Origin of the sequence: Lysinibacillus sp. S1, from assembly GCF_044986265.1 — a bacterium.
GTDB classification, from domain to species: domain Bacteria; phylum Bacillota; class Bacilli; order Bacillales_A; family Planococcaceae; genus Lysinibacillus; species Lysinibacillus capsici.
In genome coordinates, this window is sequence record NZ_CP173154.1 from 4,522,386 (window position 1) to 4,534,661 (window position 12,276).

The 12,276-nt window shown below is 38.3% G+C and carries 15 protein-coding genes; 12 read left to right on the top strand and 3 right to left on the bottom strand.

Annotated features, from left to right (window positions below; genetic code table 11):
- Positions 1-36 precede the first annotated feature (36 nt).
- The 4 genes from ACHZEU_RS22795 (at position 37) to accC (ending at position 3,100) form a co-directional block, all read left to right on the top strand.
- Positions 37-456: a hypothetical protein gene (locus tag ACHZEU_RS22795; RefSeq protein WP_066036340.1), complete on the top strand. Its 420-nt coding sequence runs from the start codon at positions 37-39 to the stop codon at positions 454-456.
- A complete protein-coding gene (locus tag ACHZEU_RS22800; RefSeq protein ID WP_404803798.1) occupies positions 457-1,011 on the top strand; it encodes a SpoIIIAH-like family protein in 555 nt (184 codons plus the stop codon). It abuts the gene before it with no gap.
- A 200-nt stretch (positions 1,012-1,211) separates the two neighbouring features.
- Positions 1,212-1,718: an acetyl-CoA carboxylase biotin carboxyl carrier protein gene (gene accB, locus ACHZEU_RS22805; protein ID WP_004231133.1), complete on the top strand. Its 507-nt coding sequence runs from the start codon at positions 1,212-1,214 to the stop codon at positions 1,716-1,718.
- 14 nt (positions 1,719-1,732) lie between these two features.
- On the top strand, positions 1,733-3,100 hold the full coding sequence (accC, locus tag ACHZEU_RS22810; protein WP_004231135.1) for an acetyl-CoA carboxylase biotin carboxylase subunit: 1,368 nt from the start codon (positions 1,733-1,735) through the stop codon (positions 3,098-3,100).
- 172 nt (positions 3,101-3,272) lie between these two features.
- On the opposite strand, the gene ACHZEU_RS22815 is transcribed toward accC, so the two are convergent.
- Entirely contained in the window at positions 3,273-3,680 is a 408-nt protein-coding gene (locus ACHZEU_RS22815) for a hypothetical protein (protein ID WP_404803799.1), read from the bottom strand.
- 124 nt (positions 3,681-3,804) lie between these two features.
- Here ACHZEU_RS22815 and ACHZEU_RS22820 point away from each other — a divergent pair, with 124 nt between their 5' ends.
- Both ACHZEU_RS22820 and ACHZEU_RS22825 read left to right on the top strand, forming a co-directional pair.
- Entirely contained in the window at positions 3,805-4,053 is a 249-nt protein-coding gene (locus tag ACHZEU_RS22820) for a phosphoribosyl-ATP pyrophosphohydrolase (RefSeq protein ID WP_404804611.1), read from the top strand.
- 111 nt (positions 4,054-4,164) lie between these two features.
- Positions 4,165-4,575 (top strand): Asp23/Gls24 family envelope stress response protein, encoded by a 411-nt coding sequence (locus ACHZEU_RS22825; RefSeq protein ID WP_004231142.1) that lies wholly within the window; start codon positions 4,165-4,167, stop codon positions 4,573-4,575.
- Positions 4,576-4,670: 95 nt separating this feature from the next.
- Here the strand turns inward: ACHZEU_RS22825 and ACHZEU_RS22830 are convergent, their stop codons facing one another.
- Both ACHZEU_RS22830 and ACHZEU_RS22835 read right to left on the bottom strand, forming a co-directional pair.
- The gene (locus ACHZEU_RS22830; RefSeq protein ID WP_404803800.1) at positions 4,671-5,840 is read right to left on the bottom strand and encodes an MFS transporter; all 1,170 of its coding nucleotides are present in this window, start codon (positions 5,838-5,840) and stop codon (positions 4,671-4,673) included.
- A 124-nt stretch (positions 5,841-5,964) separates the two neighbouring features.
- The gene (locus tag ACHZEU_RS22835) at positions 5,965-6,867 is read right to left on the bottom strand and encodes a MerR family transcriptional regulator (protein WP_054549162.1); all 903 of its coding nucleotides are present in this window, start codon (positions 6,865-6,867) and stop codon (positions 5,965-5,967) included.
- Positions 6,868-7,252: 385 nt separating this feature from the next.
- Here ACHZEU_RS22835 and nusB point away from each other — a divergent pair, with 385 nt between their 5' ends.
- The 6 genes from nusB (at position 7,253) to ACHZEU_RS22865 (ending at position 12,171) form a co-directional block, all read left to right on the top strand.
- On the top strand, positions 7,253-7,636 hold the full coding sequence (nusB, locus tag ACHZEU_RS22840; protein WP_004231146.1) for a transcription antitermination factor NusB: 384 nt from the start codon (positions 7,253-7,255) through the stop codon (positions 7,634-7,636).
- Between the two features lie 31 nt (positions 7,637-7,667).
- Positions 7,668-8,522, top strand: a complete 855-nt coding sequence (gene folD / locus ACHZEU_RS22845) for a bifunctional methylenetetrahydrofolate dehydrogenase/methenyltetrahydrofolate cyclohydrolase FolD (RefSeq protein WP_054549163.1) — start codon at positions 7,668-7,670, stop codon at positions 8,520-8,522.
- A 129-nt stretch (positions 8,523-8,651) separates the two neighbouring features.
- Positions 8,652-9,467, top strand: a complete 816-nt coding sequence (locus tag ACHZEU_RS22850) for an undecaprenyl-diphosphate phosphatase (protein ID WP_048392294.1) — start codon at positions 8,652-8,654, stop codon at positions 9,465-9,467.
- A 230-nt stretch (positions 9,468-9,697) separates the two neighbouring features.
- Positions 9,698-11,056, top strand: coding sequence for an exodeoxyribonuclease VII large subunit (gene xseA, locus ACHZEU_RS22855; RefSeq protein WP_054549164.1), 1,359 nt, complete (start codon positions 9,698-9,700; stop codon positions 11,054-11,056).
- Entirely contained in the window at positions 11,053-11,286 is a 234-nt protein-coding gene (gene xseB, locus ACHZEU_RS22860; protein ID WP_008179899.1) for an exodeoxyribonuclease VII small subunit, read from the top strand. Before xseA ends, xseB begins: the two co-directional genes overlap by 4 nt.
- Before the next feature lie 3 nt (positions 11,287-11,289).
- Positions 11,290-12,171 (top strand): polyprenyl synthetase family protein, encoded by an 882-nt coding sequence (locus ACHZEU_RS22865; protein ID WP_269898196.1) that lies wholly within the window; start codon positions 11,290-11,292, stop codon positions 12,169-12,171.
- Positions 12,172-12,276: the final 105 nt, after the last annotated feature.

A 12,276-nucleotide genomic window follows, 5' to 3' on the forward strand; every position in this document is an offset into this window, starting at 1 on the left:
AAAAGAGAAGATGAAAGGAGGCAATGTACAAGTGATGTGGAAAAGACACGAAAAAAAACAACGTCATTGATGGTTTTAATTTTGATAGCTGCCTCCGTGGGAATTTTCATCATTTTACCTATGTACCAAACGAATTCAACAAGCGACAAAGGTTCACCGCTCACGAATGAAGAAAAACTTGAGCAAACCCTGAAGGCAATGGAAGGTGTTGGGAAGGTTAAAGTCTACTTTTATTATGGAGAGATGACAGATGATCAGGATGCCAATAAACTATTCAGCCAATATTTTCGAGGGACTGAACAAGGCGCGAAAAACGTGACGGGAATGCTCGTTGTGTCAGAGGGTGCTTCCGATATCTTTGTGAAAAATGAAATTCGTGCTGTCGTCAGTCAAGTGATGCAATTACCGATTCATCGAATTATTATTGTTCCAATGGAAAATAAGGAGGAAAAGTAAATGCGCGTACGTAGAAGAACAGTTTGGTTTATGACATTATTAAGTTTAGTAGCAGTCATTTCAGTGTATTATTTGGTAGATCCAGCAAAGCAATTCAATGGTCTTACTATTTTTACAGATGATACACTGCAACAAACAGCTGTCACAGGTGTTACAGATCAGGAGGCAACAAATGATATAACACAAGAAGTATCTTCACCAAGTCACTTATTTGAAGAAATGCGTATGCAGGTTAGTGATGAGAGAAGTCAGCTTCGTGAACAGTTAACACAAAAGATTGCCTCAGAAGAATATTCTGCCGAAGAAAAAAATGAGGCATATAATGAAATGGATGGCCKTATTAAACGTGAAYCAGCTGAAGCTATGCTTGAGATGCTCGTAAAATCATTAGGCTACTCTGATGCGTTTGTTCGTGCTGAGGGAGAAAAAGTGTCGGTGACAGTGATGGCAGAGGAATTGTCAAAAGCCCAAGCAAACGAAATTATTTATTTGGTAAAAACAGAGATGGAAGGCGCAAATGATGTGCAAGTTAAGTTCAGTGCAAATAATTATTAAAAAATAAAGAAAAAAATAAATTTTTAGTTAATTATTAAAAAGTTGTTATATATCAGCTTCATGAAAAGGCTTTCGCTTAGTAAAGGAAAGCCTTTTATTTTGTTCATATTTACTTAATTTTCATTTAACTATTTCAAATTGATACGAAAAAATATAGAATAGTTATTGTAGTAGATTTTAATTCATAAGGAGAGTTAGAAATGTTCAAAATTCAAGAAATTCGTGAAATTATCAAATTAGTGGATTCTTCTTCTATTGACGAGTTTGTGTATGAAGTAGATGGCGCAAAAGTAAAACTTAAAAAGAATAATGTTGTTGTTACAGAAACTGTAGCACCTAAAAAAGAAGTAGTAGCCCCTGTTGTACAACAATCTGCACCAGCAGAAGCTCCAGCAGTAACACCTGCACCAGCGAAAGAAGAAGCGCCAGCACCAGCTGCAGCGGCACCATCAGTTAACGACCCATCGTTACATAAAATTGTATCTCCAATGGTCGGTACTTTCTATCAAGCACCAAACCCAGATTCTCCTGCTTACGTAAAAGTGGGTGACAAAGTAGGGGACGAAACAATCGTATGTATCGTAGAAGCAATGAAATTATTCAACGAAATCGAAGCAGAAGTGCAAGGGGAAATCGTTGAAATTCTAGTTAAAGATGGCGACTTAGTAGAGTACGGCCAACCATTATTCCTTGTAAAAGCTGAGTAAGGAGTGCAAAACAAATGAAAAAAGTTTTAATTGCAAACCGCGGCGAAATCGCTGTGCGTATCATTCGTGCTTGTAAAGAGTTAGGCATTCAATCGGTTGCTGTGTACTCTGAAGCAGATGCTGACGCATTACATGTGAAGTTAGCAGACGAAGCTTATTGCATCGGACCGAAGCTATCAAAAGATTCTTATCTTAGCTTCCCAGCGCTACTTAGCGTAGCTGAAAAGACAGGTGCTGATGGCATCCACCCAGGATATGGCTTCGTATCAGAAAACGCTGATTTTGCTGAAGCTTGTGAAAACGCTGGCATTAAATTTATCGGTCCATCATCTGATTCTATTAAAATTATGGGCATCAAGGACGTTGCACGTACAACAATGGAAGCAGCAGGCGTTCCACTTGTTCCAGGTACTGGTATTGTACCAGATATCGAAACTGGTAAAGAATGGGCTGCTAAAATTGGTTACCCTGTCATCATCAAGGCAACTGCTGGTGGTGGCGGTAAAGGAATCCGTGTAGCACGTACAGAAGAAGATCTTGTAAAAGGTATTGAAATTACGCAAAAAGAGGCTGCTGCAGCATTCGGTAACCCTGGCGTATATTTAGAGAAATTTATCGAGTACTTCCGTCACTGTGAAATCCAAGTTTTAGCAGATGGCTACGGTAACGTGGTGCATTTAGGCGAACGAGACTGTACGGTTCAACGTCGTATGCAGAAGTTAGTAGAGGAAGCTCCATCTCCAGCCCTATCTTCTGAGCGTCGTGCTGAAATGGGTGCAGCTGCAGTAAAAGCGGCACAAGCATGTAACTATGAAGGTGCTGGCACAATCGAGTTTATCTATGACTATCAAGAGGACAAGTTCTACTTCATGGAAATGAACACTCGTATTCAGGTTGAGCACCCAGTAACAGAAATGATTTCTGGTGTAGATCTTGTACAACAACAATTAAAAATTGCATCTGGTGAGAAGCTTCCATTCACACAAGATGATATAAAATTAAATGGTTGGGCGATTGAATGCCGTATTAACGCAGAAAATGCCTATAAAAACTTCATGCCTTCAGCAGGAACTGTTGATACGTATATAACACCAGGTGGCTATGGTGTACGTATTGATTCTGCTGTCTATGCAGGCTATACAATCCCACCATATTACGATTCAATGGTAGCAAAACTAATTGTTCACGCGGATACACGTGAAGAAGCGATTGCAAAAATGAACCGCGCCTTAAGTGAATTCGAAGTATCTGGTCCTGGAATTAATACAACCATTCCATTCCACCAAGCACTAATGAACAATGATGTCTTCAAATCAGCGCAATTCAATACGAAGTTCCTAGAAGAGAACGATGTATTGGGTGTAGCAGAAAAAGTGAAGTAAGCGTTCACAAGTTTAAACCTCCTAGCTATTATTAGTTAGGAGGTTTTTTATGTCTAAGCATAACTAGATAGAAGACTTACTTGCAGGTAGGAAGATCAATCATAGAAGAAAGATTGACCGTTATAGAAGCTTAAACCGTACTAATTGAAGTGTGAAAAAGATTATAAAAGTTCTATTTTATAGATAGAAGATCGTTATCTGGTGTTAACATACCATTCTTTGTTGAATAATCTCCTATGTTTCTGTAAAGCACAGCTGTCTTTATCGCATGGCCTTCTTTCGCAAATACAAGAAGGAAAATATCTTCCCGTACATCTAATCCACTAATACTACCTTTAMACTGTATGTTCATTGTTTCTTWAATCGCATCTTTCGTTGTATAAGGTCCAAAAATTTGCGCTTTTTCCCAATCAAAATCCGTTAATTTATTTAGTGAAACTATAGTTGTACCATTATTTGCTTTTTCCATTATATTTTTCGCAAGCAATGTATCTTCACTAGCACTATTCCCAAAAAATAAAAAAAACATTGTAAACATTAGGACAACCCCACCGATGCCAAACAACCATTTTTGTAACATACTCTACCTCTACTTTATCTCAAATCAATTCTATATTATAGAAAGAATACAATATACAATAAGCTAGTGAGGGTCATAAAATTTTAAAGTAATGAAGCGATAGGGTTTATCCTATCATGCACGCATTTTAGAACCTAGTGAGCTGGTAAAGGCAATAAAGGCTAAAATGATAGAAGAAGCTACAGAATTTTACGAAGCCCAGCATAAAGAAGATAGTGTTGAAGAGCTCGCAGACATACTGGAGCTCATTCATATGGCTATCGGTGTGCTAGGTGTAAGCTTTGAGGAGCTAGAAGCGACCCGTGTACACAAGAGAAATGCTCGTGGGGGATTTGAAAAGGGAATTTATTTAATCGATGTCGTGGATCAGTAAAGTCGGTTTTAAATTAAAACGGCTTTCGACAGCCAAACCTTCCTTTTTATAGTATAATAAATGTAAGTACAGCACTTGTTTGTGATGTGTAAGGGAAAGGATGATATTTGTATGGCAGAGAAAGTAGGACAATCTTTCGTACAACCAACACCTTCTGGGAAAGAAGAGCTTGGAAAAATTGAGGTAGCGGCAGAGGTGATCGAGGTTGTGGCTGGGATTGCTGTCAATGAAGTAGAAGGCATTGCTGCAACTCGTGGAAATATTGCGACGGGTGTCGTGGAACGTTTCGGTAAAAAAGTACACAATAAAGGCATTAAATCAGGTGTAACGGAAACTGGTGAAATTGCGATTGATGTATTTTGCTCTGTGAAATATGGATATGCCATTCCTAAAGTAGCAAAAGAAGTTCAAACGCAAATCCGTCAGGCTATTTTTAATATGACGGCACTAGAAACAGCAGAAGTAAATGTGCATATTACAGGTATTCACTTTGAAAAAGAAGAAACAGTAGTGCATGAATAAAAAAGAAAAGGATTGCCCAATGATGATTCGTTCATCAAAGGGCAGTCCTTTTTATATGGATTTCTCTAGGATGTTCATGTGGATGTATCGCTATTTTATAATTCTATATGCTTTGGCTTTCTCCAGAATAAAGCAAGTATGACGCCTAGCACCAATACGATTGTAGCAAAGTAGTATGGATAGTTCAGATTGATATCGAACAATACCCCACCTAGAATTGGGCCAAAAATATTACCAAGACTTGTAAACATAGAGTTCATGCCACCAACAAATCCTTGTTCATTTCCGGCAATTTTCGATAAATACGAAGTAACAGCAGGTCGAATTAAATCGAAGCCTACGAAAATAAAGAATGTCACGAATAAGATGGCAAAATAATGACTCACGATCGTCATGGCAAATGTTAATACTGCTGAAAGGATTAGAGAGTAACGAATAACATTAATCTCACCCATTTTCTTTGTCAGCCAATCAAATAGTATTAATTGAGCTAGTGCCCCAACAATACCACTTCCTGTAATAATTATGGCAATATCCGATGGTGTAAACGCAAATTTGTGATCAACGAATAAGCTAAACAATKATTCGAATGCAGCGAKGCCAAATGATAACACGAAAATAAGAATGAATGGTATGAAGTAGAGTGGACTAAACACACGCTTGACACTACCTAACATGGATTGTGCTACTTCTTCATTGTCTGTAGCACGTGTTGGCTCTTTTAAAAACAGCAATGACAGGATAGCTGCAAACAGACCAAGTACCCCAGCTGCATAAAATGGGACACGTGTACCAATTTCAGCTAAAAAACCACCGATCCCAGGGCCGATAATAAAACCTGTGCTAATGGCTGCACTCATATAGCCAAGTGCCTTAGGGCGCTGTGCCAATGTCGTAATATCAGCTATATAGGCGGTTACAGCTGGCATAATGAAAGCGGCACTCACGCCACCTAACATACGAGAGACAAAAAGAATTTCAACAGAACGACCAAACCCAAATAAAAACTCAGAAAGTCCAAAAATAAAAAGACCTGCAACAATCATAACTTTGCGGCCAATATTATCAACAAGCTTACCTGCAATTGGTGATGCAATTAATTGTGTAATGGCAAAGGCTGCCACCATATAACCAACAACAGAGCCAGAAATATGTAGCTCATTCATGATGGTTGGTAAAACAGGGATGACTAAACCAATCCCTAAAAAGGCAATGAAAAGATTAGATAATAAAATAGCTAAGGTTATATTTTGTTTCTTGCTCATAAACTTCTCCTTCTAATTGTTCGCGATACATGTTTTCAATCTACTAGAATATTTCCATGTAATACGATAAACCCTATAGTAACTATAGGGTCAAAAGATTTGTTTTTATTTTTAAAAATTTTTATCAGTTTGGGAGTTCTGGCTGAGAGTTATACGAATGCGCCACTACTTTTTCGGAGGAATTTTGTGTCTCTTGTTTTTGCCTAATCTTTAATTCTACTATAAATTTCTTTTCTTGTTCCATAGTGAGCGTTGCTGGCATGTATAGCTCATACACTTGCGATTCAAATAGTTCCTGCTGAGCCAATACATGATTTCTCAACTTTTCATAGAATGAAAAATAAGTATCAGGATCGTAAATAAAGGCAATGCATACATATCTACCCCCAGGAATAATGGTTTGTTGTATGTTTGGTGAAAGCTGCGAAAATGTGCGCTCCGTTAATAGGGGAGTGAAAATAGCATCATAAATGATGTCATTGACATCTTTATAGGGCTCTAGTGGATAAATACAGCCATAACGACTGTTTAAGACACTGCCTTCCTTTTCGATGATTTTAATTAAAGTGGCATAGTATGTACTGGTGCTCGATGTCGGTGTTAATTCAGTAGTGGTTACTTGAAGAACGGGCATTGCTTCCTCTATTTGCGCATAAATCTCACCGAAGACTGGGATATCAATTTGCTCTTGTAATTGCTTTTTTGTTTTTAGTAAGGTATTTTTTGCTTCGTTTAAACGTGAAATTTTTTCATTGATGCGTAGCTCCTGCTGAGCTAAAAAATCAAGCAATTCCTCAGAGGTTAATCTAAGTGCTTTTTTTATATCATCAAGCGTCACGCCGATATATTTAAGGGACTTTATAATGTCTAAATAGAATAGCTGATTGCCTTTATAATACCGATAATTGGTGAAGGTATCGATATAAGCAGGCTTAAATAAATCAATTTGATCATAATAACGTAATGTCTGAACCGATAAGTTTGAAAGTTTGGCAACCTCACCTATCGTATAATAATGTTCCTTCATAAATGGCCTCCACTAATAAAAGCTAAAAAAGTTTCGAATGGCATCAAAACGAATTTTATGCTTGCATCCACCCAGTAAAATAGGTGAGATGTACGTTCCTTCATTTGTTGATATTGTTCTTCACCGTCAACCATTTTAAATGTTTTTTGCAGCTAAGACATATAGCTTCAGTTTGCATTGTGACACCTCTAACGTTTTTCTTTATTATACCATTACGAACAGGAAACATTCATTTTTGGAATACCACTATTTCGATGAGAAGTGGGCTTAAACAAAAAGTTCCTTGAAAAAGGTTCAGATTATTGAAAACTTGCTTGAAATCGTGTTTCTCATGTGATTTTATGCTATTATAAACCTTAATGCCACTTAAGAAGGAGAGCTTTACATGAAACGACATGAAGCACGCGAAAAAGCGTTGCAAGTTTTGTTTCAGCTAGACAATACGGATCTAACAGTTGAAGAAGCAATGGGCCATATTAAAGGTCAACCTACCAATGCCTTCTACGAAAAGATCGTAAATGGAACAGCTGAACATTTGGAGGAAATCGATGCTACATTAGAACAGCATCTTGAAAAGTGGTCACTTGCCCGTCTACCCAAAATTGAAAGAACGGTTTTACGTTTAGCTGTATATGAATTGTTATACATGCCAGAAACACCAAAAAGAGTAGTACTAAACGAAGCAATCGAGTTATGTAAAACATTTGGCGATGATAGTTCATCTAAATTCGTCAATGGTGTACTTTCTAAATTTACAGAACAAGAATAATGTGTTGAATTGGAAGGAGTAACGAAGGTTTATGTCAAGTGCAATTATTAATGGTAAAGAGATTGGTCAAGAAATTCGTAATGCTGTAGCAGAGCGTGTCATTCGTTTAAAAGAGCGAGGATTGACACCTGGTTTAGCGGTTGTGTTAGTTGGAGACAACCAGGCATCAGCTACATATGTGAGAAATAAACAAAAATCTTGTGAAGCGATTGGTATGTTTTCAGAACTCATTAAATTACCCGAAGAGACAACGCAAGAGGAATTACTAGCACAAATTGAGCTTTTAAATCAACGTGAGGATATTCATGGTATTTTAGTTCAATTACCACTCCCAAAACATATTGATGAGGATACAGTCATTGCAACGATTGCTGTCGAGAAGGATGTGGATGGATTCTCACCTGTAAGCGTTGGGAAAATGATGCTTGGCCAAGAAACATTTTTACCTTGTACACCGTTTGGCGTGATGAAGCTTCTTGAGTATTCAGGAATTGAAATCGCAGGAAAGCATGCTGTAATCGTAGGTCGTAGTCATATCGTTGGTAAACCAATGGGACAACTACTTTTACAAAAGGATGCAACGGTAACCTATACACACTCTAAAACGCCAGATTTACCTTCATTTACAAAACAAGCAGATATTTTAATTGCCGCAGTCGGACGTGCAAACTTTATTACGAAAGAGCACGTGAAAGAAGGGGCTGTTGTTATTGATGTAGGCATTAATCGCGATGACAACAATAAATTATGCGGTGACGTAAACTTTGCAGAAGTAGATGGAATTGCGTCTCATATTACGCCTGTACCAGGTGGTGTAGGACCAATGACCATCACAATGTTACTATTCAACACAGTGCAAGCAGCTGAAAATACGCTTGCAAAATAAAAAACCTTTTGAAGAAAGTCATCTCAACATTGTGTGAGGTGACTTTTTTGTTGTGTAAATTCAGAACTTTTCTTCGATTATGTCGTCTAATGTAACGTTTGGGACATACATACTGAGGAGGAGGTTTTTATGGAAAATATCGATATTATGTTAATTGTCAAGCATATCATTATTGGACTTGTCCAAGGCTTTACAGAGCCAATTCCTGTATCGTCGAGTGGACATGTAATGATTGCTAGCGAAATGCTGGGACTAGGTGAACAAGGTTTTACTTTTGCCATCTTAACCAATACAGCTTCGTTACTTGCTATTATGTATATTTATCGTGAGGATATTGTTCGTCTGATCAGTCATTTTTTTCTTTACTTGAAAACTAGAGAAAAGCGGTATAACGCAGATTTTCGCTTTGCTCTCTATATTGTCATCGGTTCAATTCCTGCTGGCGTTTTAGGGGTGTTATTAAGTGATGTTATTGCAGATAACGTAAGTATGACAACGATTGCGCTCATGCTATTTGTGACAGGGACTGCATTATGGTTAATTCGTAATATGCGTGGCAAGAAGAAAGATGCAGATTTACGTGCTAAAGATGCCATCATTGTAGGGCTGGGGCAAGCAGTTGCTTTAACGCCAGGCATTAGCCGTTCAGGAGCTACGATTATTTCCGCCATAGCAGTAGGGATGAAGCAGGATACAGCCTTACGTTTTTCCTTTATGCTTTATATTCCTGTAAGTTTGGGTGGGGTAGTCCTTGGCATTACAGATTTTTTAGACGAGCCGAATAAAGGTGCCTTAGCTCTTCCATATGCCGCCACTTTCTTGGCAACACTCATTATGACTTATTTTGCGATGCGTTGGTTTATGGGCATTATGAAAAGTGGCAAACTTAGCTACTTTACGTATTATTGTTTTATTGTAGGAACTCTTTTATTACTATTTTATTAAAATATAAAGTCTCATAACGTATGAAGTTATGGGGCTTTGTTTGTTATTTTTCATAATATACGATTTCTAATAGTGAGAACGTGTAGGAATGTGTTATAGTTGTTTTTCGATAGAAGAAAGACAGTCATTTTTTCTATCGAAACTGCATTTTGGCACGTCAACGACTGCAAAAAATGTTATGATAGGTGTAGTTTTGTGAAAAACTTGATTTTAGTAAAGGAGCCGAAAACATGTCCTCTGCTTCTTATTTAACAGTAAAAGCGTTAACAAAATATATTAAACGAAAATTCGATGCAGATCCACATTTGCGTGAAGTGTATGTAAAAGGTGAATTATCAAATGTGAAAATTCATCAATCCGGCCATATTTACTTTACATTAAAGGATGATGGTGCCCGAATAGCTGCGACGATGTTTAAAGCAGCGGCTACCAAATTAGCGTTTGAACCAAAGGAAGGTATGCAAGTATTTATCCGAGGGGATGTAAACGTTTACGAAGGCTATGGAACCTATCAGCTATATGTACAGGAAATGCAACCGGATGGCATTGGTAGCCTATTTGTTGCCTTCAATCAATTAAAAGAGCAATTACAAAAAGAAGGTCTTTTTAAACCTGAGTGGAAGCAACCGATACCAAAATTTCCTGAAAAAATTGGTGTGCTCACGTCAACAACTGGTGCAGCTATACGGGATATTTGTTCAACCTTAAAGAGGCGTTACCCACTTGCTGAAATTTTGATTTATCCAACCCTTGTACAAGGAGCTCAGGCTGCACCGAATATTGTGCAAAATATTCAACGTGCTAATCAAGAGGCAAGCTGTGATGTGTTGATTGTCGGGCGAGGAGGAGGCTCCATCGAGGATTTATGGGCTTTTAATGAAGAAATTGTGGCAAGAGCTATTTTTGAAAGCCGAATTCCTATTATTAGTGCGGTTGGCCATGAAACAGATACAACGATCGCCGATTATGTAGCCGATTTACGTGCACCTACTCCAACAGCTGCTGCTGAGTTGGCTGTGCCCGATCAAGCGGATCTCTACCAACGCGTGCTTACGCAGAAATCACAGCTACATCAAATGGTTAGGTCGCAACTTATGGCAGAGCGACAACGTCTAAATAAGCTCCAGCAGTCTTATCCATTGTCAATGCCAGAAAGACTTTATCGACCTTTTACAGAAAGATTGGCACAGCTTGAGTCAGGATTACAGGCAGCAATGCAAGTGAGCTTGATGAAAAAAGCTGCCCAACTTCAACAATTACATAGTACGGTGGAGCAACATTCACCCAAAAAGGCACTTGCTTTTCATCAGAGAGAGCTTGAAGCGCGCGTTCAACAATTATCACGTGCTACAACGTATTATGTGGCAAAAAAGCAACAACAATTTGAGTCAACCGTTAGAACATTAGAAGCTTTAAATCCACTGTCAATTCTAACAAGAGGATTTACAGTAGCATATAAAGATCAGCAAATGATCAAATCATCCACTGAGGTACAAAAGCAAGATCAACTGACACTGACTTTCCATGATGGAAAGGTTGTGGCTAACGTGACGAATATCTTGCCAAAGAATGAGGGGGAATTGTTGTGACTGAAAAACAACAAACATTTGCAGAAGCCATGACGGCACTAGAAGAAATCGTTCGCCAGTTAGAACAGGGTGATGTGCCATTGGAAAATGCGATTGATTTATACAAGCAAGGAATGGAGCTATCAAAGTTTTGCCATAGTAAGCTGCAACATGCTGAGGAGCAGCTTGTATCAATTGTCCAAGAGACTGGTGAAACAACAGCATTTGATCCACTAAAGGGAGAGAATTAGGAAATGAATGAGCCATTAAAGTACTTTATTGAAAGCAATACACCACAAATTGAAGAGATGATGTTTGCACTTGTTGAACAAATTGATGCACCAGCAGATTTAAAGGAATCTATGCTTTATTCATTAAAGGCAGGGGGTAAACGAATTCGTCCGCTTTTTGTGTTAGCGGTACTAGAGCTTTACCGTGAAAATCTTCAGGACGGTTTGATTGTCGGTTCGGTTATTGAAATCATTCACACATATTCTTTAATCCATGATGATCTACCAAGCATGGATAATGATGATTTTAGAAGAGGCAAGCCAACAAATCATAAAGTTTATGGAGAAGCGCTGGCTACGCTTGCTGGTGATGCATTAAACACACTGGCATTTGGCATTTTAGCACGCATGGATATCTCTGCTGAAAAGCGTATTGAGCTTGTCCAGTTGCTAAGCGTTGCAGCAGGTGCAGAAGGCATGGTTGGTGGTCAAGTACTAGATATGGAAGGGGAGCAACGTCAGCTTAATTTAGCTGAATTGGAACAAGTCCATGTCAATAAAACAGGTGCTTTATTGCGTTTTAGTATTGAAGCGGGAGCCGTACTTGCAGATGTATCAGCACAAGACCGTGCTACATTGAAAGAATATGCGCACCATATTGGTTTAGCTTTCCAAATTCAAGACGATATTTTAGATATTGAGGGAACGACTGAAGAACTAGGAAAAACAGCTGGAAAAGATGTCGCTAGTGATAAAAGCACTTATCCAGCACTCTTAACCCTAGAGGGAGCAAAAGAAAAGCTTGCTGAGCATTATCAACATGCCATTAACGCACTCGATCAATTACCAATAGATGTCAGCCTATTACGTGACTTTGCTGCTTATATAGTTCATCGTAAAAACTAAGAGAAAATCAAGGCGTTGAAGGAAAAGAATATGCTAGAATAGGTGGGAACGTTTGCAATATGTAAACAATGAAGTGCTCGTACTTTTAGCATATTGATAACACTG

What these genes read in the sequence shown, in the direction of transcription:
- accB (WP_004231133.1), top strand. Translation starts at nt 1,212, where the DNA reads ATGTTCAAAATTCAAGAAATTCGTGAAATTATCAAATTAGTGGATTCT.
- folD (WP_054549163.1), top strand. Translation starts at nt 7,668, where the DNA reads ATGTCAAGTGCAATTATTAATGGTAAAGAGATTGGTCAAGAAATTCGT.
- accC (WP_004231135.1), top strand. Translation starts at nt 1,733, where the DNA reads ATGAAAAAAGTTTTAATTGCAAACCGCGGCGAAATCGCTGTGCGTATC.
- ACHZEU_RS22825 (WP_004231142.1), top strand. Translation starts at nt 4,165, where the DNA reads ATGGCAGAGAAAGTAGGACAATCTTTCGTACAACCAACACCTTCTGGG.
- xseA (WP_054549164.1), top strand. Translation starts at nt 9,698, where the DNA reads ATGTCCTCTGCTTCTTATTTAACAGTAAAAGCGTTAACAAAATATATT.
- ACHZEU_RS22850 (WP_048392294.1), top strand. Translation starts at nt 8,652, where the DNA reads ATGGAAAATATCGATATTATGTTAATTGTCAAGCATATCATTATTGGA.
- ACHZEU_RS22835 (WP_054549162.1), bottom strand. Translation starts at nt 6,867, where the DNA reads ATGAAGGAACATTATTATACGATAGGTGAGGTTGCCAAACTTTCAAAC.
- ACHZEU_RS22865 (WP_269898196.1), top strand. Translation starts at nt 11,290, where the DNA reads ATGAATGAGCCATTAAAGTACTTTATTGAAAGCAATACACCACAAATT.
- nusB (WP_004231146.1), top strand. Translation starts at nt 7,253, where the DNA reads ATGAAACGACATGAAGCACGCGAAAAAGCGTTGCAAGTTTTGTTTCAG.